This is a genomic window from Allofournierella sp., from assembly GCF_017889395.1.
GTDB lineage: Bacteria > Bacillota > Clostridia > Oscillospirales > Ruminococcaceae > Allofournierella.
Map to the genome: position 1 here is coordinate 1 of NZ_JAGHKE010000023.1, position 26579 is coordinate 26579.

General features: G+C 59.2%; 20 protein-coding genes. 4 read left to right on the forward strand and 16 right to left on the reverse strand.

Annotated features, from left to right (window positions below; genetic code table 11):
- The 12 genes from J7G73_RS04305 to J7G73_RS04360 all read right to left on the reverse strand — a co-directional run.
- Nucleotides 1-1181, reverse strand: a 1181-nt coding sequence (locus tag J7G73_RS04305; protein ID WP_291245367.1) for a [Fe-Fe] hydrogenase large subunit C-terminal domain-containing protein, incomplete at its 3' end; no start/stop codon positions are given.
- A complete protein-coding gene (locus J7G73_RS04310) occupies nt 1175-3007 on the reverse strand; it encodes an NAD(P)-binding protein (RefSeq protein ID WP_291245368.1) in 1833 nt (610 codons plus the stop codon). The genes J7G73_RS04310 and J7G73_RS04305, both read right to left, overlap by 7 nt.
- Before the next feature lie 258 nt (nt 3008-3265).
- A complete protein-coding gene (gene purF, locus J7G73_RS04315) occupies nt 3266-4654 on the reverse strand; it encodes an amidophosphoribosyltransferase (protein WP_291245369.1) in 1389 nt (462 codons plus the stop codon).
- A 74-nt stretch (nt 4655-4728) separates the two neighbouring features.
- Complete coding sequence (locus J7G73_RS04320) at nt 4729-6018, reverse strand: adenylosuccinate synthase (protein ID WP_291245370.1); 1290 nt, start codon at nt 6016-6018, stop codon at nt 4729-4731.
- 340 nt (nt 6019-6358) lie between these two features.
- The gene (locus J7G73_RS04325) at nt 6359-6922 is read right to left on the reverse strand and encodes a GtrA family protein (RefSeq protein WP_291245371.1); all 564 of its coding nucleotides are present in this window, start codon (nt 6920-6922) and stop codon (nt 6359-6361) included.
- A 49-nt stretch (nt 6923-6971) separates the two neighbouring features.
- On the reverse strand, nt 6972-9371 hold the full coding sequence (locus tag J7G73_RS04330; RefSeq protein WP_291245372.1) for a beta-glucosidase: 2400 nt from the start codon (nt 9369-9371) through the stop codon (nt 6972-6974).
- Between the two features lie 196 nt (nt 9372-9567).
- Nucleotides 9568-12510 (reverse strand): glycoside hydrolase family 3 N-terminal domain-containing protein, encoded by a 2943-nt coding sequence (locus tag J7G73_RS04335; RefSeq protein WP_291245373.1) that lies wholly within the window; start codon nt 12508-12510, stop codon nt 9568-9570.
- 421 nt (nt 12511-12931) lie between these two features.
- The gene (locus J7G73_RS04340) at nt 12932-14272 is read right to left on the reverse strand and encodes a sensor histidine kinase (RefSeq protein ID WP_291245374.1); all 1341 of its coding nucleotides are present in this window, start codon (nt 14270-14272) and stop codon (nt 12932-12934) included.
- Entirely contained in the window at nt 14269-14982 is a 714-nt protein-coding gene (locus tag J7G73_RS04345) for a LytTR family DNA-binding domain-containing protein (protein ID WP_343212758.1), read from the reverse strand. Before J7G73_RS04345 ends, J7G73_RS04340 begins: the two co-directional genes overlap by 4 nt.
- Before the next feature lie 181 nt (nt 14983-15163).
- A complete protein-coding gene (locus J7G73_RS04350) occupies nt 15164-15901 on the reverse strand; it encodes a sodium:calcium antiporter (protein ID WP_291245375.1) in 738 nt (245 codons plus the stop codon).
- A 189-nt stretch (nt 15902-16090) separates the two neighbouring features.
- Nucleotides 16091-16681, reverse strand: a complete 591-nt coding sequence (locus J7G73_RS04355) for a TetR/AcrR family transcriptional regulator (RefSeq protein WP_291245376.1) — start codon at nt 16679-16681, stop codon at nt 16091-16093.
- On the reverse strand, nt 16678-20682 hold the full coding sequence (locus tag J7G73_RS04360; protein WP_291245377.1) for an efflux RND transporter permease subunit: 4005 nt from the start codon (nt 20680-20682) through the stop codon (nt 16678-16680). Before J7G73_RS04360 ends, J7G73_RS04355 begins: the two co-directional genes overlap by 4 nt.
- Before the next feature lie 383 nt (nt 20683-21065).
- On the opposite strand from J7G73_RS04360, the gene J7G73_RS04365 reads away from it, so the two are divergent.
- From J7G73_RS04365 to nifU, 3 genes are all read left to right on the forward strand, one after another.
- Nucleotides 21066-21485: an Rrf2 family transcriptional regulator gene (locus tag J7G73_RS04365; protein WP_291245378.1), complete on the forward strand. Its 420-nt coding sequence runs from the start codon at nt 21066-21068 to the stop codon at nt 21483-21485.
- Nucleotides 21486-21668: 183 nt separating this feature from the next.
- Nucleotides 21669-22862, forward strand: a complete 1194-nt coding sequence (locus tag J7G73_RS04370) for a cysteine desulfurase family protein (protein WP_291245379.1) — start codon at nt 21669-21671, stop codon at nt 22860-22862.
- On the forward strand, nt 22849-23304 hold the full coding sequence (gene nifU / locus J7G73_RS04375; RefSeq protein WP_058965252.1) for a Fe-S cluster assembly scaffold protein NifU: 456 nt from the start codon (nt 22849-22851) through the stop codon (nt 23302-23304). Before J7G73_RS04370 ends, nifU begins: the two co-directional genes overlap by 14 nt.
- 125 nt (nt 23305-23429) lie before the next feature.
- On the opposite strand, the gene J7G73_RS04380 is transcribed toward nifU, so the two are convergent.
- Genes J7G73_RS04380 through J7G73_RS04395 form a run of 4 tightly spaced genes read right to left on the reverse strand, consistent with a single transcriptional unit; the run spans nt 23430 to nt 26116 of the window.
- Nucleotides 23430-24155: an alpha/beta fold hydrolase gene (locus tag J7G73_RS04380; RefSeq protein ID WP_291245380.1), complete on the reverse strand. Its 726-nt coding sequence runs from the start codon at nt 24153-24155 to the stop codon at nt 23430-23432.
- Complete coding sequence (locus J7G73_RS04385) at nt 24152-24667, reverse strand: adenylate kinase (protein ID WP_291245381.1); 516 nt, start codon at nt 24665-24667, stop codon at nt 24152-24154. Before J7G73_RS04385 ends, J7G73_RS04380 begins: the two co-directional genes overlap by 4 nt.
- 4 nt (nt 24668-24671) lie before the next feature.
- Nucleotides 24672-25295: a type A chloramphenicol O-acetyltransferase gene (gene catA, locus J7G73_RS04390; protein WP_291245382.1), complete on the reverse strand. Its 624-nt coding sequence runs from the start codon at nt 25293-25295 to the stop codon at nt 24672-24674.
- Nucleotides 25292-26116, reverse strand: coding sequence for a hypothetical protein (locus J7G73_RS04395; protein WP_291245383.1), 825 nt, complete (start codon nt 26114-26116; stop codon nt 25292-25294). The genes catA and J7G73_RS04395 overlap by 4 nt, the downstream gene beginning before the upstream one ends.
- Before the next feature lie 81 nt (nt 26117-26197).
- Between J7G73_RS04395 and J7G73_RS04400 the strand changes: the two genes are divergently transcribed.
- Nucleotides 26198-26413, forward strand: a complete 216-nt coding sequence (locus J7G73_RS04400) for a hypothetical protein (protein ID WP_291245384.1) — start codon at nt 26198-26200, stop codon at nt 26411-26413.
- The last annotated feature ends 166 nt before the right edge of the window (nt 26414-26579 follow it).

A 26579-nucleotide genomic window follows, 5' to 3' on the forward strand; every position in this document is an offset into this window, starting at 1 on the left:
ATGTGGGCCGAGCGCATCATGCGCACCAGCTCACGGGTGGTGAGCACCGCGTCCACATCGTGGCCTGCGTACTCGCCGTCGAACAGCTCCATGTTCCGCTCGCCCTTCTTGGCCACACAGGGCATGATGGACAGGGTGTAGATGTCCTCGGGGGAGCGGCCGATGGCCTGTGCAAAATAGGATTTCATCACCGCGCCGAACATCTGCTGCGGGCTCTTCGCGGTGGACAGCTGCGGCACCAGGTGAGGATACTGGGACTTGATGAACCGAATCCAGCCCGGGCAGCAGGAGGTAAACATGGGCTTTTCCTTGGTTTCACCGCGGGTGAAGCGGCCCAGGAACTCGGTGCCCTCTTCCATGATGGTCAGGTCGGCGGAGAAGGTGGTGTCGAACACATAATCCACACCCATGCGCTTGAGGCTGTCCATGATTTTGCCCACAGTGGCCTCGTCCCGGGAAAGGCCCAGCTGCTCGCCCCAGGCCGCACGAACGGCGGGAGCAACCTGGGCCACCACAACCTTCTTCGGGTCGGAGATGGCCTGCCAGACCTGTTCCGTGTCATCACGTTCATGCAGCGCGCCCACCGGGCAATGGGTGATGCACTGACCGCACAGCGAGCAATCCGCCTCGCCGATGGTGCGGTGGCCGGTGACGTTGATGGTGGAACGGGAGCCGGTGCCTTCCAGATCCCAGATGTTCAGGCTCTGAACCTTATCGCAGATCTGCACGCAGCGCATACACTTGATGCACTTGGCAGAATCCCGGATCAGGGGGAAATTCTGGTCCCAGGGCTGACGCTCCAGCCGCTCCTCAAAGGGCAGCTCGTGGATGTTCAGATCGCTGGCAATGTTCTGCAGCGCGCAGTTGCCGTTGCGGAAACAGGTGGCGCATTTGCAGTCGTGCTGGGAGAGGATGAGCTGCACGGTGTTGCGCCGGTCACGGCGGACCTTGGGGCTGTTGGTGTAGATCACCATGCCCTCTTCCACCACGTTGTTGCAGGCGGTGATCAGCCGCTCCTTGCCTTCCAGCTCCACCACGCACACGCGGCAGGCGGCGATCTCGTTGATTTCCTTCAAAAAGCAAAGCTTGGGGATTGCAATGTTATTCTGCGCGGCCGCCTCCATGATGGTCGTGCCCTTGGGCGCGCGGATGGCCAGCCCGTCAATTGTCAGGTTTACCATACCTTTTCTCTTCCTCCTTTGAACAGGCCGAAGCCGAAGTGATCGCACCGCAGGCAGCGCCCGGCCTCCTGGCAGGCTTCCTTATCGGTCATGCAGTTTTCCACGCCCTCGAAATCACGCACACGCTCGCAGGCCTGGCGCTCGGTAAGCTCCACACGGCCGCAGGGGCTTTTGTCGGCCAGATCGGGCTCGGGGATCTCCACGTCGCAGGTGATCTTGTGGTTGTAGCCCAGGTATTCGTCGATGTTGGCCGCCACCACCTTGGCCGCCGCAATGGCCTTGATGACGGTGGCAGGACCGGTGGCGCAGTCACCGCCGGCGAACACGCCGGGAATGTCGGAGAAGCCGCCGGAGGTCTCGGTGAGGATCTTGCCTCGCTCCACCGGCAGACCGGCTTCCTGGAAGTGCTTGGTCTCGATGCTCTGACCTACCGCCACAATGAGGGTGGTGCAGGGAATAAACTGCTCCTCTTCCCCGCTGGCCTTCACGCTGGCGCGGCCGTCGCGGATGGCGCTGATCATCTGGGGGGTGGTCCACAGCCCCTTCACATGGCCGTTTTCATCAACTTCGATGCGGGAGGGTGCCTGCAGGGTGCGAATCTCCACGCCTTCCGCCATGGCACCCTCGATCTCGGCGGGCAGGGCGGTCATATCCGCCACGCGGCGGCGGTAGACGATGCTTACTTTCTTGGCACCCAGGCGCACAGCAGTGCGAACCGCGTCCATGGACACGTTGCCGCCGCCCACTACAGCCACTTCCTGGCCATTCAGCTCCATGGGCTCGCCCTGGCCCACAGTGCGCAGGAACTCCACAGCGGAGACCACACCGGGAGCATCCTCGTGCTCCATGCCCAGCTTCTTATCTGTACTGGCGCCGATGCTCACCAGCACGGCGTCGTAGGTTTTGCGCAGCTCTTCAATGGTGATGTCCCGGCCGATGCGCTTGCCCAGCTCCACCTTTACGCCGGTTTCCAGAATGGCCTGAATGTCATCATCCAGCCGTTCCTTGGGCAGGCGGTAGTTGGGAATACCATAGCGCAGCATGCCGCCCAACTGGGGCAGCATCTCGAACACGGTCACCTGGTGGCCCATCAGCTGCAGGTAGTAGGCAGCGGACAGACCGCCGGGGCCACCGCCCACCACGGCAACAGTTTTGCCGGTGGAGGGAGCGTTCTTCGGCGGGGGCACGTGGCCTGCACGGTCGGCCGCGACCCGCTTCAGGCCGCGGATGTTAATGGCGTCGTCCACCATATTGCGGCGGCAGCGGGCTTCGCAGGGGTGCTCGCAGATGAAGCCGCAGGTGGTGGGGAACGGATTGTCCTTACGGATCAGGCGGATCGCATCCGCATGACGGCCCTCACGGACCAGGGCAATGTAGCCGGGGATGTCCACATGGGCCGGGCACAGGGTGACACAGGGCACCGGCTGGCTGTAAGTACAGGTACAACGGCCCACCCGAATGTGCTGCTCGTAGTCATCGCGGCAGCCGATCAGGCTCTGGTAAACCATACGGGCCGCCTCGTGGCCGATGGCACAGTCGGCGGATTCCATGATGGAAAGGGCCGTGTTTTCCATCAGGGTCAGGGTCTCCATGGTTGCCTTGCCGTTCAGCACATCTGTGATCAGGTGCTTGAGCTGCAACAGGCCGATGCGGCAGGGTGCACACTTGCCGCAGGTTTGGGCGTGGCACAGCTCCAGGAACGCGCGCGTCAGGTCCACCGGGCAAAGGCCCGGGGGGCTGGCCTCAATGCGGCGTTCCAATTCCTTGTACAACTGTTCGATCACTAATTGCGACCTGCTAGGGGTCGGCATTTCCAATCTGCTCATACCATCCTCCGCAAAAGTAATACTTTTATTTTCTGGTTTGATTTTACCACAACAAAGTATCCCGGGCAATAAATGATAATTTTAAAACAAGTTTTTGAAAACTTTTCATGCAAACCGAACAATCAGCGTTTTCATTTTCTGTGCAAATTTTTAGGTCTTTTCTGCATTTTTATAAAAAAACAGGGCTTTTCCCTCTTCATTCTAGAGGAAAAAGCCCTGTTTTGCAATGGCTTACGCCATGCGCTTGTGAAAATTTTCTCAGATTTTGTTACTGTAGAGCGGGGTCACATAGCTGCCATCGAAGCAGGCAGTGCACAGACCCTGGCAGCCGCAGGCCTGCTTCAGATCATCCACGCTCAAAAAGCGCAGCGAATCCGCACCCAGCACCTTGGCCAGCACATCCGGCTCCAGGCTGGCGCTGGCCAGCTCGGCCCGGGTGGACATATCCACGCCATAGAAGCAGGGGTACTTGATGGCCGGAGCGGCGATACGCAGATGCACCTCGGTGGCGCCCGCCTGACGCAGCAGAGCCACGATCCGCTTGGAGGTGGTGCCGCGCACGATGGAGTCGTCCACCAGAACCACCCGCTTGCCCCGCACCACCGGCACGTTGGCGGACAGCTTGAGCCGCACGCCCAGATCGCGCTGGGCCTGGGTGGGCTGGATGAAGGTACGGCCCACATAACGGTTCTTGATCAGGCCCATCTCGTTGGGCAGACCAACCGCTTCGCTGTAGCCCGCCGCGGCGGAGAGAGAGGAATCCGGCACACCCACCACGATGTCGGCCTTGAAGAAGTTGTCCAGGTCCTCCTGGGCCAGCAGGCGGCCGCACTCACGGCGCACACCGTGCACGTTCTGCCCCTCCAGCACCGAATCCGGGCGGGAGAAGTAGATGTATTCCATGGCGCACAGGTTGCAGCTGGTCTCCTCGGTGTAGAAGCAGCTTTCCAGACCGGCGGCGGAGATCTTCACGATCTCGCCGGGGCGCACGTCCCGCACCAGGTGCGCGCCCACGATATCGAAGGCGCAGCTCTCGCTGGAAACGCACCAGCCGTCGCCCTGCTTAGCCAGCGACAGAGGACGCAGGCCGTTCTTGTCCCGCACGGCGTAGAGATTCTTTTCGGTGAGGATCAGGAAGGCGAAGGCGCCATCCAGACGGTTGCAGGCCTGCTTGATCTTCTCGATGAGCGGGCCCTTGGTGCCCTGCAGCAGATGCAGGATGATCTCACTGTCCGACGAGCCCCAGAAGATGCTGCCCTTGTCCTCCAGCTCCTTGCGCAGCTCGGCAGCATTGGCGATCTGGCCGTTGTGGGCCACCGCCAGCGCGCCGCCGTTGGCCAGGCGGGATACGATGGGCTGCACGTTTTCCACCTCGCCGCCGCCCGCAGTACCGTAGCGCACATGGCCGATGGCGTTCTTGCCGGTCATGCCGTCCAGATCGTTGCGGCCGAACACATCACTCAACAGGCCCTTGCCCTTGCGGCAGCGAACGGTCTTGCCGTCTGCCACGGCGATGCCCGCGCCCTCCTGGCCGCGGTGCTGCAGCGCGTGCAGACCGAAATAGGTCAGATGTGCCGCGTCGCTCTGGCGGTATACGCCAAACACACCGCATTCCTCGTGCAGACCCTTATCCAGATACTCTCCCATAGTGTTACTTTTACCCCCTTGAAACAGATAAACCGGCCCGGTAATGATTACCGGGCCGGCGCATTTATAAACAGTTACTCACGCACCAGGTATGCGTCGCGGGCAGCGCCCACGGAAACATACTTGATCTTGCAGCCAACGGCCTTTTCCAGATACTCCACATAGTCCTTGGCAGCCTGGGGCAGACTCTCCCAGGTACGGCAGGCGGTGATGTCGCAGTGCCAGCCGGGCAGGAACTTTACCACCGGCTTGGCGTTGTCCAGCGCCTCGCCCATGGGGAAGCGGTCGACCTCTTCCCCGTTCACCAGATACTTCTCCACCACAGGAATCTCTTCCATGTAGTCCAGCACATCCAGCAGGGTCAGGGCCAGCTCATCCGCGCCCTGGCAGAACACGCCGTAGCGGCTTGCCACCACATCGAAGGGACCCACGCGGCGGGGACGGCCGGTGGCCGCGCCGAACTCATGGCCCGCCTCACGCAGGGCGTTCTTCTCTTCCTCGGTCATGGCCAGCTCGGCGGTGAAGGGGCCCTCACCCACGCAGCTGGAGTAGGCCTTCATGATGCCGATGCTCTTGTGAAGCTTGTGGCCGGGGATGCCTGCGCCGATGGGGGCGTAGCTGCCGATCACGTTGGAGGAGCTGGTGAAGGGATAGATGCCGAAGTCGATGTCACGCAGCGCGCCCAGCTGAGCCTCGAACAGAATCTTCTGGCCCTCGCGGTCGGCCTTGTCTAGGAAAGCGCCCGCATCGCAGATGTAATCCTTGAACAGCTCGGCGTACTTCTGGCACCAGGCCCACATCTCTTCCAGATCGATGGGCTTCTGGCCGTAGACCTTTTCCATGGTCAGGTTCTTCCACTCCACGATGGTGGCCAGACGGTCCTTCACGGACTGGTCCAGGTTGAGCAGATCGCCCATGCGCAGGGTCTTCTTCATAAACTTGTCGCCGTAGGAGTAAGCAATACCACGGCGGGTAGAGCCAAACTGGTTGCCGCTCTTGGACAGGCGGTCCTCCTCCAGGCCGTCCTCAGCCACATGATACGGCATGCAGATGGTGGCCCGGTCACTGATCTTCAGATGGCTGGGATCGATCTGGATGCCCTGCGCCCGCAGTGCGGCGATCTCCTTCTCCAGATGGGCGGGGTCAATGACCATGCCGTTGCCCATAACGCACACCACATCCGGCCGCAAAATGCCGCTGGGCAGCAGATTCAGCACGAACTTGCCTTCGGGGGTCACCACGGTGTGGCCGGCGTTGTTGCCGCCCTGATAGCGCACCACGATGTTGTATTCCTGGCTGAGCAGGTCCACCATGCGGCCCTTGCCTTCGTCGCCCCAGTTGATTCCGGTGATTGCAGTTAACATAAATCCCTTGCTCCTTTGTTCCTTGGCTGATTGCCTCAAAGCCTGACCACTTTGCAGCTGCGCGGCCAGACGAGCCTTTTCACACAAACAAAGACGCCCACAATCTGCCTTTCAGCGCTTTGTGAACGTCTTTATTCACTTTAAAATTCTACCATCCCGGCGGGGCCATGTCAATAATTTGCCAGAAATGCGCCGATTATTTTTTGCGGCTTCTCTTCCCTGCTGCGGCCCGGGCTCAGCCGCACACCTGCATTTCAAGCGCAAAAAGCGGCCTGCTCCGCGCTTTGCACACAGAGCAGACCGCTTTGCTGTTTCGGGATGATACCCCGCCAATAACCGATCAGGCAGCCTTCTTGGCCTCGGTTTCCGCAGAGGGGAAGATGATCTTGTTGACGAAGAAGAAGACGACCATGGAGATGCCGCCGTTCAGTACGGTGGTACCGATGTTGTAGATGAAGTCCGGAACCAGCAAACCGGCCACGGCCACCCAGATGCAGTTGATGGAGTTCACGATGCAGGTGATGATGCAGAACGCCACCAGATACCAGGCAATCTGCGGGCCCAGCTTGCCGTGAGAACGGAACACAAAGTTGCGCTGGATGGGGAAGTTGATGCACTCGCCGATCACCATAGCAACCATGTAAGCGCAGAAGTAGGCAAGGCCGCCGTGCGCCTGGTCATAGCCCAGAATGTTCCACTCGAAGGTCTCGCCGAACAAAGTCAGCGGAATGCCGGGCCAGCCGAAGCTTGCATCGCCCAGACCTGCGAATGCGGCGGGCAGGAACTGCAGCATGAGATATTTGAGCACGGTGATCAGGTTGCTGACGATTACGAACAGGCCGCCCTCGCGGACCCACTTGGCTGCCGCCGGATGCTTGGCGGCAAAGTTGTTCCAGAAATTCATTTATCTATATCCCCCTCAATTTTATCAGACTCCACTGGTCTGCTCCGTTTTACTTCTGTGCCTTGCGGCCGGCAAAGAATGCCTTGATCAAACCGCCTAGGCCCTTGAGGAAGTGGCCGTTCACCATGGTCACCATGCAGCGGGCCATATCCATGGTCACCGCGCCGCCGGTCATCTTGGCAATGCCGCGGAAGGGCATGTTGTAGATGAACAGGATGTTCAGATCCGGCTCACCCTTGGCAATGCTCTTGTCTTTCAGATGGGTCAGGATCTTGTAGACCAGACGGGCCAGCGGGCTCTTGGCGTAGTACATCTGGCAGATGGCATCGTTCATGCCCAGCAGGCCGCTGGCGTCCCAGCCGGATTCCGGAATGGGATGACCCAGCAGAGCCTCGAACTGCGCGTCGGACACCTGGGTGACTTTGCCGGTATAGTAGCATTCCAGCTGAGCAGGATCGTAGGAGCAGGCAGCGCCGGTGCCCTGTACGGTGACCTCACCCTCCAGGCGGATATCGGCCACGCTGGCGCCCACCATCAGCTGGTACACACCGCCTTCAACCTGCCAGGAGTCGGTCTTCACATCAAAGTAGCGGAAGGCCTTGTCATCCAGCTGGATGGTAACGGTTTTGCTCTCGCCTGCCTTCAGGAAGACCTTGGCGAAGCCCTTCAGCTCCTTGGCGGGGCGGAACACCTTGCCATCCTTGCAGCCCACATACAGCTGGGCCACCTCGGCGCCATCCCGCTTGCCGGTGTTGGTCAGGGTAAAGGTTACCTCCTTCTCGCTCACCTTCAGATCACTGTATTCGAAGGTGGTGTAGGACAGGCCAAAACCGAAGGGGAACCGCACCGGCACGCCGGCGGTCTCGTAGTAACGGTAGCCCACAAACAGGCCCTCACGGTATTCGCTGGTACGCTCCAGACCCGGGTAGTAGGGGCTGGAGGGGTTCTCCTCACAGGTCATGGGGTAGCTCTCGGCCAGCTTGGCGCTGGGGTTCACCTGGCCGGTGATCACACGCAGTACCGCACCCGCGCCTGCCTGACCGCCCAGGTAGCCATGGACCAGAGCCTTGCAGCGGTTCAGCCAGGGCATCTCAACCGGGCTGCCTGCAGACAGTACCACCACCAGATTGGGGTTCACCTCGGCCACGGCTTCCAGCAGCTCCACCTGGTTTTCCGGCATCCGCATGTGATCCCGGTCCAGGCCCTCGGTCTCGCTGATCTCAGGCAGGCCCACATACAGCAGAACCACGTCTGCCTTCTTGGCCAGCTCCACGGCCTCCATCTTCAGGGCCTCGTCGTGCTTGTTGTTGCGCTGGTAGCCCTGGGCATAACCCACAGACTGCAGCGGCATGCCCGCCAGCAGCTCATTTGCGGTGTCCAGCTTGGTGGGGTTCACCAGGCTGGAGCCGGCGCCCTGGTAACGGGGCTTCTGGGCAAACTCGCCGATCACGGCCACCTTAGTGCCCTCGGCCAGAGGCAGGATATCGCCCTCGTTCTTCAGCAGCACCACGGTCTCCTCAGCGGCATGGGCGGCCAGCTGATGGTGACCTTCCTTGTCGAACTCCTTGCCTGCAGCGGGAGCGTTGATGGTGGAGAACACCAGACGCAGGAACTCATCCACACGCTGGTCCAGCAAATCCATGCTCAGACGGCCTTCCTTGACCGCGGCCACCAGTTCACGGTCGCTGTCGCCGCCGGTGCCGGGCATTTCCAGATGGCTGCCCACGCGGACACCTTCCACGTGGTCGTTGGAGCCGCCCCAGTCGGTGACAACAGCACCCTGGTAGCCCCAGTCGTTCACCAGAACATCCTGCAGAAGGTGCTTACTCTCGTTGGCGTAAACGCCGTTGATCTTGTTGTAAGCGCTCATGATGGTCTTGGGCTGGCCTTCCTTTACGGCAATCTCAAAGCCGGTGAGGTAGATCTCACGAAAGGTGCGCTCGTCCATCACGCTGTCGTTTGCCATGCGGCGCAGCTCCTGGCTGTTGGCCGCGAAATGCTTGGGGCAGGCGGAGATGCCGTTCTCCTGCACACCGCGCACGAAGGCGGCGGCCATCTTGCCGCTCAGGTAGGGGTCTTCGGAGAAATACTCGAAGTTACGGCCGCACAGCGGGCTGCGCTTGATGTTCAGGCCGGGGCCCAGCAGCACGTTCACATCCAGGCTGGCAGCTTCTTCACCCACCAGACGGCCCACCTCCTGGCTCAGCTCCGGATTCCAGCTGTTGGCCATGGTGGCAGCGGTGGGCAGGCAGGTGGCGGGTACACTGGCATTCAGGCCCAGGTGATCGCCTGCGCCCATCTGCTTGCGAACGCCGGTGGGACCGTCGGACAGAAAGATGCTGGGGATGCCCAAGCGCTCGATGGGACGGGTGGTCCATACATCCCGGCCGGACAACAGACTGCACTTTTCCTCCAGAGTCATCTGATCGATCAAATCTTTGTACTTCATGGGCTTAACTCCTTTGCTCTCTAGCGCCCGCCTTGGGGCGTGGTTGGTCCATTGGCTGGTTCCCACAAAGCAGTTTTGAAGAAAACCACTCTCTGGGAGCCGGCCATGACCGGGGCCCCGCATGATTTACACGGGGCCCCGGCATTACGGCCGGTCAGTTACCGGTTATTGTGCTTCGAAGGAAGCTTGGAAAGCATTACGCTTCGGTGTTGGCCTGAGCCTGGGCTTCCTGCGCCTTGCGGCGGCTGTAGCCCTTAACGGTGCGAACCTCCAGCACGACCAGCACAGCAGCCAGCACAACGTCGATGGCAATGGCGGCGATCTGCCAGGTGGGCATACCGGGGTTCAGGTTCTCTTCCATGTAAGCGCGGCTGTTCACCACGGTGTACAGGATGTTCTTACATGCCTGACGGGCAGCCAGAATGCCGGTGGCGCTGGTGGTGTCGGTCAGGTAGTTGGTCTCGGTGGGATAGTTCACCAGACAGAAGTCGGTGCCGTTGCGAATGCCCTGGTCAGCATCCATGTAGCCGTACACGCCGAAGTAGTCGGTCAGAACCATGCCCACGAAGCCCCACTCGTCACGCAGGACGATGTTGCACAGGGCGTTGGAAGCGCCGGCCCACTCGGTACCCACGTAGTTGAAGGAGGACATTACGGCATCTGCGCCGCCTTCCTTCACGGAGAGTTCGAAGGGCTTCAGGTAAATTTCGCGGATAGACTGCTCGTTGGCCCAGGTGCACAGCATGCTGTTGCGGTTGGTTTCCTGGTCGTTCAGAGCGTAGTGCTTGATGTAAGCGTACACGCCGTGCTCCTCAGCACCCTGGACGGCCTGGGCAGCCAGCTTGCCGCTCAGCACGCCGTCCTCAGAGTAGTACTCGAAGTTACGGCCGCTGAAGGCGGAACGATGGATGTTCATGGCAGGAGCATACCAGCCGGAAACATCCAGATCATCAGCCATGCGGCCGATGGAGGAACCGAACTTGTAAACGGTGTCGGTATTCCAGGTGGAAGCCATCAGAACGGTACCGGCGAAGCCGATGGAGCCCTGACCGGTGAAGTTATTGTTGATGGAAGCGGGGCCATCACAGTCGTAGGTCTGAACCTTACCGATGCTGGCCAGAGGAGCGGTCTGGTAACCGCCCATAGCAATCAGTTCGCTCATCTCCGATACGGTCAGCTGATCCAGGAAGGTATCCCACTGAGCGTCGTCGTAAGCTACGCCGCGCATGTCGACCAGCTGCAGGCCATTCTTGGCGCCGGTGGTGGGCATCTGATCGTCGGGATTGTTATAGTTGTTGGGATCGTAGTTCGCGTTGTTCAGGAAGGCAGCCTTATCCTCTTCGGACATGGTCATGCTGGCCGGAGCGGCAGTGGCCTCGGCGTAGTTGGCAAAACCGTCAGCGCGGGACAGATAGGTTACGTCGCCTTCCACATTCTCAAACTGGTTGGTGGGAGCGGTCTTGTCGGTACTGCGGCCGTCGCTGTACACGATGGTGCTGGGCACATTGTATACTTCGCTGTCCAAAACAGTGTGGGAGTCGCTGTTGATGCTGATGATGTAATCGCCGGCCTCCAGCACGTAGGCAGCAGCGCCGTAGGTGTCGTAGGAAGCCATATCCTCAGCCTTGAAGCTGATGGTCACAGTCTCGGAAGCGCCGGGCTCCAGGATCTCGGTCTTGTCAAAGGCGACCAAGTTTGCGGAAGCCTTCTCGATGCCGCCGTTGGTGTAGGGAGGATTGTAGTAAACCTCCACAACGGTCTTGCCGGCCACGCTGCCGGTGTTGGTCACGGTCACGTCGAAGCTCAGGGTACCGTCGCTCTCGGTGATGGGGCCCATCTCCTGAGAGAAGGTGGTGTAGGACAGGCCGTAGCCGAAGGGATACACAACGGTGGAGTCGTAGTCGATCAGGCCTTCTGCCGCAGCAGTCTCGTAGAACTTGTAGCCCACGTAGATGCCTTCCACATAGTTCACGAAGCTGGGCAGAGCAGTGCTCTGCTCACCGGTGGAGAAGCTGGTGGTAACCACCGCATGCTCATCCATATTGTCATAAGTAAACTGACCAAAGTTGTTGGCAGTGGGGGTATTGAACAGATCGTAAACAAAGGTGTCCACGGTCTTACCGGAGGGATTCACCTCACCGGTAAACACCTGGCCCACTGCATTGAAACCGTTCTGGCCGGGGCAGGGAGCGTACACCGCAGCGTCAACACCGTACTCCTTCAGGAAACCCAGCTCCATAGCGTTGTTGGTGTTGATCAGCACGATCACCTTATCAAAGTTGTCGCAGACCATCTGCAGCATCTCTTCCTCGCGGTTGCTCAGCTGCAGGTAGTGGTCGCCTTCATCCCAGTCATTGCCCTCATTCAGGCTGTCGTCATAAACACCGTTGAAGTAGGAGTTGCCGGTAATGGCATCTCGCTCGAGCCAGCTGCCGTCCACAACAGACACCATATCGGTGGGCATATCGGCGTTCTCACCGCCGGGACGGGAGATCACGACCAGAGCAGTGTCAGAGAATTCCTTGGCGCCGCTCATCAGCTCGTCGGTGTAAGCACTCACGTTGGGCTCGGGCAGGGTCCAATCCTGAGCCCACATGCCAACGCTGGGGCGCTCGGCCTGGTAGGTCTCGTAGAAGTTCACCAGATCCTCGTTCACATTCAGACCGGCGTTCTTCAGGCCGGTGATCAGATCGGTTACTTCATACTGATCGTTCAGAGCACCGGAACCAACGCCGCCGTAAACGGGAGCAGTGGAAGCCCAGCCGAACACATTCAGGTTGGAACCGCTGGCCAGGGGCAGAGCGCCGTTGTTCTCCAGCAGGGTAACACCTTCGCCAACCAGCTCGGTGTTGACCTCATAGGCTTCTGCCATGCTTTCCTCAGTGATGGACCCGCCGCCCATAGCCAGGTTGATCACAGTGAACATGGGGCCGAAGCAGATCAGGTTAACAGTGATCACCAGGGCCAGCAGGATCGCCAGACCAGCCTGGCAGCGGATCATCGCCTTCTTGGCCTTGGGCAGCTTCATGCAGGCGATCATAACCAGAATCGCCAGCACCAGAACGACGCCAAAGCCAATCAGCTGAGATTTCATTGAATCCAGAACTTTGATGACGTCATCGATATTGATAGACAGCATTTCGTTTCCTCCTTAAAATGTAAATGCTTGCGTACTTGCCTCCGCAAGAGGCTGTTCCCTGTGCGCGCAGCCACCTTCCTTTCCGGCGCGCCGGCCGCGGTGCATTCCCTGTTTGCATCGCATTGGGCTCATCACGCCGCTGTCATTCCACAAGCCGGCCCCCATCTCTTGGGCCTGCCCGTTTTTCTGAATGAATTTTAACACGGTCTTCTTACACATTTCATGGTCTCTTCACAAATCGCAGCTTTTGCGCACAAATGGATTTTCACTTTATTGATTCCGCACAAATAGTCCCCGCTTGTTTTCGTCACATTCACCAACACCACCCACAAGTTACAAAATCGTTTCATTTTTGTGGAATCACACAAAAAGAGCTCGCGCAGCTTCACTGAACTGTGAAAACTGCGCGAGCCGCTTGTTTTTATTCTGTTTTCGTGCCGGGCGTTTCCTCTTTGGGCAGCGGAAGCAGGACCTTCATTTCAAACCAGTTGTCCTTGGCAGCCACGGTCACACTGCCGCCGTATTTTTCCGCAGTGTAGCGGATGCTCTTGATGCCAAAGCCGTGGTAGGCCTTCTCCTTTTTGGTGGTCACCGGAAGTCCGCCCTCAAATTTCAGCGTGCCTTCATAGTAGTTTTCAAACCGCAGCAACAAAAAGCTTTTCTGCACCGCAACGGTCACATGGATCAGTCGTTTGGACTTGTCCGGGATGCGCAGTTCACACTCAATGGCGTTGTCCAGCGCGTTGCCGAAGATGGTACAAATGTCCATCACGCTCATAAAGCCCAGCCGGGTACCATCCGCCACACAGGTGAGGGTAATGCCATGCTTCTGGCAGTAAAGACTTTTGCTGGTGAGCACGGTATCCAGCACCGCGTTTCCGGTCTTGTTCTGGGCCTCATAGGTCTTGATGTCCTCTTCCATCTCGTCCAGCCAGGCAGCGCGGCGCTCCGGGTCGCTCTCTGCACGCAGAGCCGCGATCTGATGCTTCAAATCGTGATACTTGCGGTTGATCACATCAATGCTTTCGCGGGACTGGCGGTACTGCGCATATTGATTCTGCAGCACATTCTGGATGGACTCCAGCTCATAGCGCATATGCAGCTCGCCACGCTGCAGATGATAGGCATACAAAATGGCCAGACCGCCCAGATCCACCAGGGTACGGGTGTTGAAGATATCGGTGACAAAGCCGCTGCTGAAGGGAGTATTGCTGTAGGCATAGCTGAGGTTGCTCATCAGAAAAGCTGCCAGGCCGATGGCCACAGCGCTGGCCGTCTCCCGCGGGGTAACCTTGAAGTGCCGGGCAGCCTCCTTCCGGTGCCGCTCCAGCAAAAGAATAAATCCGAACACCGCCCCATAGATCACCGTCAGACAGAGCAGCTCCCATACCTTGCTGCGCCAGCCCAGCCGAAACAGAGTATAGAAGTACAGCTGCCATTCCAGAGCCGCCGCAAATTCCGCCAGCAGGAAGGCCCGGATGCAGTGGTAGCAGGCATCCAGCACCGGAAGGTTACAGCAGGCGCAGAACAGCCCCAGCATCAGACAGATCGCCACGATCATACAGGGAATCCACAAAAACAGCGGCGCATCGCCGGTGAGTTCCAGGAACAGGCACTGCACCGCCAGCATGCCGCCGCTGATACCGGCCAGCCGCCAGCCCCGAAGCCGCAGCGGCAGCTGGCTGATATAAACCATACAGGCCAGCCATTCCGCAGCAGCAGTGTAAATGCGGGGAATGTCGGGAAAGAGCAGGGTGTTCACTTAATCACCTCGCCCACATAGTTGGCCAGCGCTTCCATAAAATCATTTTTCCGGCCCCGACTGATCAATAGCTCCTTACCGCCCACCAGTGCGCAGCCGCCCTGTACGCTGTCCACATGCTCCAGATTCACCAGATAGCCCTTGTTGCAGCGGAAGAAGTTCAGGGGTTCCAGCTTGCCCTCCACATCCTTCATGGTTCCGCTGGTCACATGGTCGCCCTGCTCCGTATGGAAGATCAGGTTGTGGCCCTGACTCTCCACATAATAGATCTTGTCGATGTCTAGCTTCTGGGCCCCGCCCTTGATGCTGATGGTCATGTAGCGGCGGGCCCGCTTTTTCATCCGCTGGATGGCCCGACTCAGCCGCTGGGAAAAGGCAAAATAACTCACCGGCTTAAGCACATAGTCCATGGCGTCCACTGCATAGCCCCGGATGGCGTATTGGGCCATGTTGGTGATGAAGATGATCACCACTTCCGGGTCCACCCGCCGAATCTCCTCAGCGGCGGTCATGCCATCCATGAATTTCATCTCCACATCCAGCAAAATCAGATCATACTGGGCCTTGTAGCCCTCCACGATCTCGTCTCCATCGGAAAAGAGGCTGATTTCGAATTCCTGCCCGCTCTCCTGGGAATAGCGTACCAGGAACTCCCGCAGCTGTGCCGCATAGGCCGCCTCATCCTCCACGATCGCAACGCTGATCATCATTCATCGTGCCGTCCTTTCCGTTTTCAAATTCCGTACGTTCGCCGTTTTTTCATTACTTATTATAAGGAAGGCCCCGAGGTTTGACAAGTACAACCCCGATTCACTTTCCCGGAAACGCAAAAATGCGCGGCAAGCAAAAAGCCTGCCGCGCATCGCTGTTTTCCGTTTTGTTCCCGGCAACTCAGCGCAGGATCGCATAGATGATATAACCGACATACACCAGAATACCGATGCCGCCCATCAGCCGGCTCATCCGGCCCTGCAGCCAGCACCACAGGCACATGACCGCCGTGACCACCAGCAGCACCACCGCGTCGGTGAATACCTCGGCGGAGCTTTCGATGGCGGTCAGCGCGCTGGCGCTGTCCACCACCAGGTCACCGCCCCAGATGATGGCTACGATACCCACCACCACAAACAGGAGGCATTTCGCCACCGAGGGTTTTTCCCCGGCTTCCTCCTCCGTACGCTCTTTCATGGCTGCATATACGGTCCAGATCATATACAGCACCATGCAGGCCAACAGGATCAGGCCCTCCCAGCGCTGGAGCACACCGTCCAGCAGGAAAACCACCAGCAGAGCCGAGGCTCCCACACAGACCGGAAAATCCCTCACGATAAGCTGCCGCTCGATACCGAAGGCCAGAATCAGTGCGCAGCCGCCGGCCACCACCAGCAGATTGAACAGGTTGGAGCCGATCACATTGCCCAGGCTCAGGCCGTTGCTGCCTGCCAGACCGGCGGTAATGCTCACCGAAGCCTCCGGCAGACTGGTGCCCATGGCCACGATGGTCAGACCGATCACCACCGACGGCACCCGCAGCAGGCGGGCAATGCCGGAGGAGCCATCCACAAAGGCATCCGCGCCTTTGACCAGCAGGGCAAAGCCCACCAGCAGGATCACAATATTGAATAACATATTGTTTCCTCTTTCTCTTTGTATTCTCCACAAAGCCGAAATCAATTGTGCCAAAACGACACGAACCGATTCTCATAATACGAGTTCTTCCCCGCCCTGTCAAGCGCATCGCCGCCCGCTGTTTCAAATTGCTGCAAAAAGGCCGTCGAACCACTTTCAAGCGATCCGACGGCCTTCTTCACTCGTTAATTATGCAAGTGCTTTGCAGATCATGGCGCGCACATGCGCTCCACTCCGGTTCAATCCCTCTTCTCCCTCGCAGCTCTGGGCCGCAAAGACGCTGAGCAGCGCTGCCTTGAGCACATAATGACAGTATTCGTCACTGCTGGAGGGCGACACCCGGCCTTCCCTGCGGCCGGTATCGATCACCTGCTGCACAAGGGCAGTCAGCCGGTCCTTGCGCTCCTCCAACGGCCGGCGGGCATAGTCGGGCAGTTCCTTTGCATCCTGGGGGGTAGTGAGGGCAGCGGCGATCACCCGGTAACTGCTGCCCCGCTCCAGCAGCATCCTCACCACAAAGTTCTGGCAGCTTTCCAGCTGATCCTCAAAGCAGGTGCAGGCCGCCAGCTGCTCCTCCAGCGCATTCAGCTCCCGATCCATACACCAGAGCATGGTCGCTGCCAGTATTTCCTCCTTGGAGGAGAAATATTCATACAGTGTTCCCTTGCCCAGCCCCGCAGCGGTGGCGATGGCCTGCACCTTCACCTCATACATGGGCACTCCCTGCTGGGCCAGGGTCAGCACGCCCTGGAAGATTTTTTCCCGCGTCTGCTCGCTCATTCTTCATCCTCCTCTCCCAGGTCCACCTTTTTCAGCTCCTTGCGGAACAGCAGGTCATACAGCACCGGTACCACAAACAGGGTGAGCAGCGTTGCATAAGCCAGACCACCGATGGTCACAATGGCCATGGCGCGGCTCATCTCGGCGCCCATGTCCTGAGAGAACACCATGGTGCTCATGGCCAGAATGGTGGTCAGGGCGGTCATCAGGATGGGACGGATGCGGCGACGGCCGGTAAGCACCAGTGCGTCCCGCTTCTCCATACCGGCCAGACGCAGCTGGTTGGCGTAGTCCACGAACACGATGCCGTTGTTTACCACAACGCCCGCCAGGATCAAGAAGCCCAGCATTGAGATCACCGAGAGCTGCTGGCCGCTGATCCACAGAGCCAGCAGGCCGCCGGTGAAGGCCAGCGGGATGGTGAACATAACAATAAAGGGGCTGAGCAGGCTCTGGAACTGAGCCACCATAATCAGATAAATGAACACCAGCGCAAGGGCGATCATCTTCACCAGATCCACCATAGCGTTCTGGATGGTTTCCACCTCGCCGCTGATCTGGATGGTATAGCCCTCCGGAGCCTGGTAGTCCGCCAACAGCTGCTCCACCTGACGGCTGAGCAGAGTGGTATTGTAGCCCTCTTCGGTGACGGCGGTCACGGTCATATAGCGCTGCTGGTTGTCGCGGCTGATGGAGGCCAGGCTGGCATCGGTCTGAACCGTGGCAAACTCGCCCAGGGTGTGGGTCTCCTCTTCGCTCTCGCCGTTCTCACCCTGCACCTGCACGGTGAAGGCATAATCCAGCAAATTCTCCCGGGTCAGGGCATCCCGTTCATCCACGATCACCACGTCGTAATCGTCCTGCCCCACCGTGAGGGTGGTGGAGGTGGTCTCGGTGGTGAGCGCGGCGGAAAGCTCGCTGTAGATCTGCGCCACGGTCAGGCCATACTGCATGGCCTTGTCCTTGTCCACGGTCACCCGGATCTGGGGCGCGCCGTCCTCCTGGCCGTTGCTGATCTCGGTAAATCCCTCCACCTGGCCCAGCAGGTCCATCATGTCCTGACTGATGGACTGCAGGGTATCCAGGTCACGGCCCTGGATAACGATTTCCATGCCGCTGCCGCCCAGAACCGACATATCCATATTGGAGGTGGACACTGCCAGCTCACAGCCGGGCAGCTGCTTTTGCATCTCCTGGGTCATCTGATCTGCCAGTGCCTGGCTGTTCTTTGCGCCCTCTTCGCTCAGCAGCAGGTAGAAGCTCATGCTCTCCACCGTGCTGGAGCTGCTGCCGCCCATGCCCAGCAGACTGGCGGTGCTGCCGCCGTCCATAGCGCCCACGGTTTCCACACCGGGAACTGTGAGCATGGTCTCCATGGCCTGATCGGCCATTTCATAGGCCTCCTGGCGCTTGGTGCCCTGAGGCAGAGTGAGGGTGGCGCTTACCTGATCGCCGCCCATGGAGGGCATGAACTCCATGCCCATGCGGGCCGTCTGCCACACCGCCAGGACCAGCAGCAGCGCCGCCAGACCCAGCGGCAGCACCTTGTGCCGCAGGCAGAGGCGCAGCGTCCGGGCATAGCCGTTCACCATGCTCTCGAACCAGGGATGACGCTTTTCACTGGCGGTCTTCAGCAGGGTGCTGCTGAGGGCGGGCACCAGCGTAAGGGCCACCAGCAGACTGGCCACCAGAGAATAGGCAATGGTCAGGCCCATATCGGTGAACAGCTGGCGGGTGATTCCCTCGGTAAACACGATGGGCAGGAACACGCAGATGGTGGTGAGCGTGGAAGCCGCGATGGCGCCCGCCACCTCCTTGGCACCCCGCACCGCCGCCTTGGCCGCCGGGGTGCCCTCGCTGCGCATTCGGTAGATATTTTCGATGACTACGATAGAGTTATCCACCAGCATACCCACACCCAGAGCCAGACCGCTCAGGGAGATCATGTTCAGGGTTACGCCGGAGAAGTACATGAGCACCACCGCAAACATCAGGCTGATGGGAATGCTCAGCGCCACCACCAGAGTGGGCTTGAAGTCCTTCAGGAAGACCGCCAGCACGATGACCGCCAGCACGCCGCCCCACGCCAGGTTGGACAGCACGCTGCTCACCGTCATCTGGATGTAGTCGCCCTGGTCCATCAGCGGGGTGATGCGCAGGCCGGGGTATTTTGCCTGCAATTCCTCAATGGCCTGGTTGGCCTCCTTGGACACCTCGCTGGTGGAGGCAGTGGAGCCCTTCTGGATGGTCAGTACCACCGCGCTGTTGCCGTTCACCCGGGCATAACTCTCGGCGCTGTTGTCGGTCATGGCGATATCCGCCACGTCCTGCAGGCGGATATCGCCCACGCCGTCGATGTGCATCAGCAGGGCATTCTCCACGCTCTCCTGATCCGAGAAGGCATCGCCCACTCGCAGGATGTAGGAGTCGTCTCCTTCCTTGATATAGCCTGCGGGCATGGAGAAGTTCTGAGCCATCACCAGACCGCTCACCATGTCCTTGGTGAGCAGCTTGGAGAGGTCCGCCTGCTCCATGGCCTGCTGACGGGCGTCCTCAAACTGCTCCTGGGCCTGTTCCATCTGCTCCTCGGCCTGGGTCAGCGACTGCTCCGCCGCCGCCAGCTGAGCCTGACCGCTGCCAAAACCCGCCGCCGCACTGAGCTTTCCGCTCTCCAGCTGCTTGTAAGCCTCCTGGGCCTTTTCCAGACCCTCCTGGGCAGCCTCCTTCATCATCTTGGCCGCCATCAGCTCGGTTTCCAGGTTGGCCAGCTCGGTATCGATCTGGGGCAGTCGCTCGTCCATCTTCTGCTGCAGCTGGGTCTGCTGCTCCGCCAGCGCCTGGCGCTGGGCAGCCAGCTCGGCGCGCTGGGCGGTCAGCTGGTCTTTCTGGGCCAGCAGCTGCTCCTTGCCCGCCGTCAGATCCGCCAGAGTGGTCATCCCCTGGTCGATCAGTGCCTGCACCGCGTCCTTCAGCTCCTGAATGGGCAGCATGGCCGCCAGATCGCTCAGTGCGGTATCCTCCGGCAGGCCCATGGCCAGCAGCTGGTCGATGCTCGCTGCCGCAGCGTCGATCTTTGCAACACCATCGTCCATCTGGGCCAGACCCGCATCCATCTGGGCCAGACCGTCGGCGATCTGCTTTGCGCCGTCCTCATAGCCCTTTTTCTCCGCTTCCAGAGCGGTCTTGCTGGCGGTGAGGGCGGTCTCCTGGCTGGCCAGCGCCTGGGCCTGGGCAATGGCGGAATCCAGCTGAGCGCTGCCCTCCGCCAGCTGGCTGGCGGTCTCGGCCTGTTTATCCTCCAGGGCGGTCTTGCCGTTTTCCAGCTCGGCACGGCCGTCCTCCACCTTCTGGCGGGCATCGTCCAGCTCCTGCTTCGCCTCGGCCAGCTTGTCGTCCACACTGGCCAGAACCTGAGTGTTCACCTCGTCGATCTTTTCCTGGTTCAGGGTCACCTGCAGGGTCTTTTCCACCATGCCGGTACCGCTCACACTGGCCACGCCGTCCAGCCGTTCAAAACCGGGGATCACATCGGAATCCACAAACTCGGTGAGCTCGTAGATGTCCATATCCTCCATATCCACGCTGGCGATCATCACCGGGAGCATATCCGGCGAAAGCTGCATCAGCATGGGATTCTGGGCCGTCTCCGGCAGTGCGCCCTTGATCTGATCCAGTGCAGTGGACAGCGCCACCATGGCGCTGTCCATGTTGGTGTCTTGCTCAAATTCCAGAGCCACCATGCTTACGTTCTCGCTGGAGGTGCTGGTCACGTTTTTCACACCGCTCACGGTGCCCAGCCCCGCCTCCAGCGGTGCGGTTACTGCCGCCTCCACCCGCTCCGGGCTGGCGCCGGGATAGCTGGTCACCACCATCACATAGGGCAGTTCCATGGCGGGCAAGAGATCCGTGGTCATGCTGGTAAAGCTGATCACGCCCAGCACGATCACCATGATCACCGCCACCACCACGGTAAACGGCTTTTTCACGCAATATTTGGACATAGCTGCTTACTCCTTAATGCATTTTGCAGAATGAAGCCGCCATGCAAAAATACACAGCGGCATAAAGCCGACCGACCGGTCGGTCGGTTCACCTGATTTAGTATACACCCCCGATTCATGCCAGACAAGACGGTGCTTAAAATTTATTTTTCTTTATTTAACACCGGGCGCACTGCATAAACTTGCTTTCATATGCAGAAAGTATGCCTTTTCCTGCGATTTTTGCACAAATTTTATCCGAAGCAGGCCCGCAATTCATGCGATTCACCGTTTTGTTTGTAACCCCTTGATTTTTGTGGGAAAATATCAGACAATATCCATGTTGAAGTGTGTGCGCGGCCTGCGGACGGGCCGCACCGATCTGTGATGAGGTGTTGTGTTTTATGATGATCTCCACCAAAGGGCGCTATGCTCTGCGCGTTATGATGGATCTGGCGCAAAACCCGCCGGAAGAATACGTCGCTCTGGGCGGCGTGGCCGAACGGCAGGGCATCTCGATGAAGTATCTGGAAGCCATTGTAGCGCTGTTGAACAAGGCCGGTTTTCTGGAGAGCCGGCGCGGCAAGGCCGGCGGCTATCGCCTGGTTCTTTCCCCTGCGGAGTACACCGTGGGCGAGATTCTGAAAGCCGCTGAGGGCGGCCTTGCACCGGTAAACTGCCGGGAATGCTCCGACGGCGACTGCCCCCGGGCAAGCCAGTGTGCCACCCTGCCTTTGTGGCAGCGGCTGGACCAGCTGGTGGAAAACTTTTTGCAGAGCGTGACCCTGCAGGACATGCTGGACGGCACGCTCCCTCCCGTTTGATTTTCACGGGAGCATCTGCACAGCCGCAAAATGCTGTGCAGATTTTTTTATTTTTCTTTTTCCTATTGACTTTCTTGGTCATTCGTGTTATTATCCTATTGCAACGATGGGAATTGAATTTTTCCCACTCTGTTTCAGCGTTTCCTGCCGGACATCCGGCAGTTTGATTCAGGAGGAATACAAATGGGCTATATCTACGCCGATAATGCGGCCACCACAAAGATGAGCCGCCACGCCGCCGAGGTCATGCTCGGCGTGATTGAAAACAACTACGCAAACCCCTCCAGCCTGCACACCCCCGGCCAGCTGGCCGCCGTACAGCTGGCCGAGAGCCGCCGGGCCATCGCGGAAATTCTGAACTGCGAGCCCCGGGAGATCATCTTCACCGGCGGCGGCAGCGAGGCCGACAACCAGGCCCTGCTCTCCGCCGCGGCCATTGGTCAGCGCAAGGGTAAAAAGCACATCATCTCCACCAAGTTTGAGCACCATGCGGTGCTGCACACCCTGCAGAAGCTGGAAAAGCAGGGCTTTGAGGTGACCTATCTGGATGTTCACGAAAACGGCATCGTCCGCCCCGAGGATGTGAAGGCCGCCATCCGGCCGGACACCGTGCTGGTGAGCGTGATGTACGCCAACAATGAGATCGGTACCATCCAGCCCATCCGGGCCATCGGCGCCATCTGCCGTGAACAGGGCGTGCTGTTCCACACCGATGCGGTGCAGGCGGTGGGCCATCTGCCCATCGATGTACAGGCAGACAACATCGACATGCTCAGCCTTTCCGCCCACAAGTTCCACGGCCCCAAAGGGGTGGGTGCGCTGTATGCCCGCAAGGGTGTGGCGCTCACCAGCCTGATCGAGGGCGGTGCACAGGAGCGAGGCAAGCGGGCCGGCACCGAGGACCTGCCTGCCATCGCCGGCATGGCCGCTGCTTTGCAGGACGCCGTGCGGGAGATGGACGCCAACACCGCCAGGGTCTCCGCGCTGCGGGACCGGTTGATCGAGGGCCTTTCCGCCATCCCCCACTCCACCCTCACCGGCGACCGGGAGCACCGGCTGCCCGGCTGCGCCAGCTTCTGCTTTGAGGGCATTGAGGGCGAGTCGCTGCTGTTGCTGCTGGACCAGAAGGGCATCGGCGCTTCTTCCGGCTCCGCCTGCACCTCCGGCTCGCTGGACCCCAGCCACGTGCTGCTGGCCATCGGCCTGCCCCATGAGGTGGCCCACGGCTCGCTGCGCCTGACCCTGAGCCCGGAAAACACCCCCGAAGAGATGGAGCACATCATTCAGGCTGTGACCGATGTGGTAGCCTACCTGCGCTCGATCTCCCCCGTTTGGAACGATCTTCAGAAAGGAATCAAGAATTATGTTATACAGTGATAAGGTCATGGACCATTTTCTCAACCCCCGCAACCTGGGCACCATCGACGACGCCGACGGCGTTGGCGAGGTGGGCAACGCCAAGTGCGGCGATATCATGAAGATCTATCTGAAGATCGACAACGATATCATTACCGACGTGAAGTTCAACACCTTCGGCTGCGGAAGCGCCATCGCTTCCAGCAGCATGGCCACCGAGATGATTAAGGGTAAGCCGGTGGACGAGGCGCTGAAGCTGACCAACAAGGCGGTCACCGAGGCGCTGGACGGCCTGCCGCCCCACAAGATCCACTGCTCGGTGCTGGCCGAGGAGGCAGTGCAGGCGGCTATTGCCGACTACCGCACCCGCAACGGCCTGCCCACCGATGATATCCCCTCCTGCAACGGCTGCTGCGGCGGCTGTCACAGCCATGACCATGGTCACGGCCACGACGAGGAGTAAGGACTGCTTTTTCTGATTTCCCCCTCTTTTCATAACATCCTCCAATCTGCATTTTGCGGCAAAGGACCGGCTCGCCCACTGGGCGGCCGGTCCTTTGCGTTGTGTGCGTCTTCTTTTTTCGTCAATCAGGCGGCGTTTCGGCTGCTGAGGAATTCCTCAATGGCCTCCACGGTCTGCTTCTGCTGCTCCTCCGCGGAAATGGTCGCGGGGGCATCCCCCTTCTGGGGGCCGTAGTTGCCGAACTGGGCATGGTTGCCGCCCTCGATCTCCACCACGTTCTCGGTGTAGTCCAGCTTATCCTCCACACTCTGGTTCAATGAGCCGTAAACAGTGAGGGTGTCCTCCGGGGCATAGTCCCCGTAGATATAAGCCCCCAGCAGGATCAGGCCATCCACCTCATCCGGGTGATTTGCAGCGAACTGAGAGGCCATGGCCCCACCCATGGAATGCCCGGCAATGTACCAGTGCTCTACCTCCGGGAACTGCTCCATCACCTTTTCGGCGGCATTGGAATCAAAAATTGCCATATTGAAGGGCATTTCCACCAGAATGCAGGTGACGCCGGTCTGGCGGATCTGATCCAGCAGCGGCAGATAAGCCTGTGCCTCCACCTTGGCCCCGGGATAAAAGATAATGGCGGTATCGGTGGGCGCAGAGGGCGACAGAATGGTCAAATCATCCTGCACGGTGATGCCATCCTCCCCGGAAAGAACCGCCAGGGCCACATCCTCGGCCCGGTAATAGTCAGATACATACCAGAAAAAGGCCCCGACCAACAAGACCAGCAGCGCCAGGACCACAGCCCCGGCGATCAGCAGCTTTTTGCGCAGGGGCATTTTGCGTTTGCTCATTCGTTTTCTCCTTTTGTTGCCTGCTTCCATCCCGCCAGCCAGGCTGCCGCCTCCTGACGGGAATGAAAGCGGATGATGGTTGCTTTCTCCCGGAAGGATTCCATCAGTTCATTCATCTGCGGAAGCTGAGTTTTTGGGAAATCCTCGATCCAGCTGCGGAATTCCAGGTCAAACTCGGTCTCCACCCATGGCATATCCTCCCGCTTGGTTCCAATGCGGGCGGCCGCGCTCTCCAGGCACAGCTCCAGCGGATAGTCCAACAAAAACACGGTATCACACCGTTCCAGGCGCATCTCCATGGTGCGCAGATAGTTTCCGTCGATGATCCAGCGGGGCTGCTTCAGGATATTCGCCAGCGCCGCGTCGAATTCCTCCGGGGATACCTCGGTTCGGTCCGGCTTGTGCCAGATTCGGTCCAGATAATAAAGCGGCAGACCGGTTGCCTGGTGCAGCGCCCGGGCGAAGGTACTTTTGCCCGCACCGGGGCAGCCGATCACGATCACTCGTTCCATGTTCTCACCCGTTCAAAAGCTCCTGCAGTTCGTTCACCAGCCGGCACAGATGGAAACCATCGCATACCGCGTGGTGCACCTGCACCGCCAGCGGCAGCAGTACCCGGCCGTTTTCCTCGTAAAACCGGCCCATGGTAAAGATGGGCGGCAGATAATCGTAGCCGTTTTGCAGGTTCAGATTGAAGCCCTCAAAGCTGGCCCAGGGAATCATGGAAACCGGGAAGGTATTGGCCGGAGTGTCCGGATGGGCCATCATGCCCGGGTTGTTTCCATAGCTTGCCATGTCCTGCTCATAGGCGGCACAAAAGGCTGCGTAATCGCTTGTATAAGCCGTCCACAGGTTGGAAAAAGTCTCAGTCTCCTTGTGGAAGATGGTGTAGCAGGGGTGGACCACATCGTAATAACCCGGCTCCCCCGCCCCGTTCATCGCCATGCGGAACTCCTGGTGCCGGTTCACCACGGTGGACAGATAATACAGCATGGCCGGGTAAAGCTTCTGTCCGCTCTGCCGCAGATGGGTGATGTCCAGCTTGAAGGTTCCGCTGTAGGTACAGGGAACCTGACTGAAATAATGGTTGAAGTATTCCTCCCGCGGCCAGGCGGTGCGGTTGATTTTGGTAAAACTCATTGTTTGTTTCCTCCCTGTACCTGCTCGATCACTTTTCGATAGGGGCCCACGATGGCCTCGGTCATCTTGCCCTTGGCCTGCTTCTGGATGGAAGGCACCGCCAGCAGCGTTCCCACCAGCTTCATCTGCAAAATGCGTTTTTTCTGCTTTTGCGGGAAATCGTAGATGCCCTGCTGCTTATAGAACTTGTGGTCCGCCTTCATCAGGCCCTGCATCACATAGATCAGGTCCCGGAAAATCTTCATACCGCCCACACCGTAGAAATTGGCCGGGCGGGTGAGCTTTTTGTCCATGGCAAAGGTCAGGTTCTCCGCCAGCTGCCGAATTTCCCGGGCGGTGTCGCCCTCGTCGGTGGCAACGCCGCACAGATAGTTGCCGCCCACCTCGGCCCGGCCCTCCAGAATCATGCGCAGGTTGGGCTCGTACCGGTAGTCACCGCTGACTAGATACGCAATGGGTGTGCCGTGGGTCACGGTGCGGTGACCGTTGCAGAACTGCCGGTCATCAAAGCACTTGAAACTGGACTGGGTATAGTGGTCCGCAATGGTGAAGGCATACACAAAAGCGTCCGCGGTCTGGATGGTATTCCGCAGAAAGTCGTCGAAGCCATCCTTATACACGCATTTTCCGGTAACAGCGCAGCCGAAGCAGCCCAGACAACTGCCGTCAAAGGGGAACTGACGCAGGTTTACCACCCGGCTTTCACAGGGCAGTGCGGCGCGGAAATCCGCGATCATGTTGGCCAGATTCTCGTCGGTCTCGGCACAGTTGGTCACGATGACCACATCCCCGCTGCGCTCCTTGGCCGCCTGGGGCAACACAGGCTGTTAGGTGGTTTTCTGCCGGGCCGGGGCCTTCACCGGCGGCGCCACAAAGGGCCCGTGTTCACAGGAGAACATCAGTTGATCAAAGAAGTTTCGGGCATCCTTTTGCCCCTGTTCGCAGAGCAAATCCTCCATATCGGCGGAAAGTCCGCGAATCACCTTCATGCCCAGATCACAGCAGTTTTCCTCTATATAACGGTGAGCGGTCACGTCATAGAAAAGACGGCAATCCAAAACAAGAAATACAACACAACAACGAAAGTAGTAGCCATTCGGGCAGCATCCATATTTTAACCTCTCACTTTCTTCACCTGAAAAGAGCTTCATCTCTGGTCTTATTTTACATCAAATCAGCCAATCCATCCACCGGGCGGTCACTGAATTCTGGTTCCAAGTGTGTCGATCTGTTCCAGCGCAGCTGGGGGCACATCCTCCTCATTCACAACGGCCACCCCGGCCA

Excerpts from the sequence above, each read along its gene's own strand:
- J7G73_RS04310 (WP_291245368.1), bottom strand. The coding sequence starts at position 3,007 with ATGAGCAGATTGGAAATGCCGACCCCTAGCAGGTCGCAATTAGTGATC.
- purF (WP_291245369.1), bottom strand. The coding sequence starts at position 4,654 with ATGGGAGAGTATCTGGATAAGGGTCTGCACGAGGAATGCGGTGTGTTT.
- J7G73_RS04320 (WP_291245370.1), bottom strand. The coding sequence starts at position 6,018 with ATGTTAACTGCAATCACCGGAATCAACTGGGGCGACGAAGGCAAGGGC.
- J7G73_RS04325 (WP_291245371.1), bottom strand. The coding sequence starts at position 6,922 with ATGAATTTCTGGAACAACTTTGCCGCCAAGCATCCGGCGGCAGCCAAG.
- J7G73_RS04330 (WP_291245372.1), bottom strand. The coding sequence starts at position 9,371 with ATGAAGTACAAAGATTTGATCGATCAGATGACTCTGGAGGAAAAGTGC.
- J7G73_RS04335 (WP_291245373.1), bottom strand. The coding sequence starts at position 12,510 with ATGCTGTCTATCAATATCGATGACGTCATCAAAGTTCTGGATTCAATG.
- J7G73_RS04345 (WP_343212758.1), bottom strand. The coding sequence starts at position 14,982 with ATGATGATCAGCGTTGCGATCGTGGAGGATGAGGCGGCCTATGCGGCA.
- J7G73_RS04350 (WP_291245375.1), bottom strand. The coding sequence starts at position 15,901 with ATGTTATTCAATATTGTGATCCTGCTGGTGGGCTTTGCCCTGCTGGTC.
- J7G73_RS04355 (WP_291245376.1), bottom strand. The coding sequence starts at position 16,681 with ATGAGCGAGCAGACGCGGGAAAAAATCTTCCAGGGCGTGCTGACCCTG.
- J7G73_RS04360 (WP_291245377.1), bottom strand. The coding sequence starts at position 20,682 with ATGTCCAAATATTGCGTGAAAAAGCCGTTTACCGTGGTGGTGGCGGTG.
- J7G73_RS04365 (WP_291245378.1), top strand. The coding sequence starts at position 21,066 with ATGATGATCTCCACCAAAGGGCGCTATGCTCTGCGCGTTATGATGGAT.
- J7G73_RS04370 (WP_291245379.1), top strand. The coding sequence starts at position 21,669 with ATGGGCTATATCTACGCCGATAATGCGGCCACCACAAAGATGAGCCGC.
- nifU (WP_058965252.1), top strand. The coding sequence starts at position 22,849 with ATGTTATACAGTGATAAGGTCATGGACCATTTTCTCAACCCCCGCAAC.
- J7G73_RS04380 (WP_291245380.1), bottom strand. The coding sequence starts at position 24,155 with ATGAGCAAACGCAAAATGCCCCTGCGCAAAAAGCTGCTGATCGCCGGG.
- J7G73_RS04385 (WP_291245381.1), bottom strand. The coding sequence starts at position 24,667 with ATGGAACGAGTGATCGTGATCGGCTGCCCCGGTGCGGGCAAAAGTACC.
- catA (WP_291245382.1), bottom strand. The coding sequence starts at position 25,295 with ATGAGTTTTACCAAAATCAACCGCACCGCCTGGCCGCGGGAGGAATAC.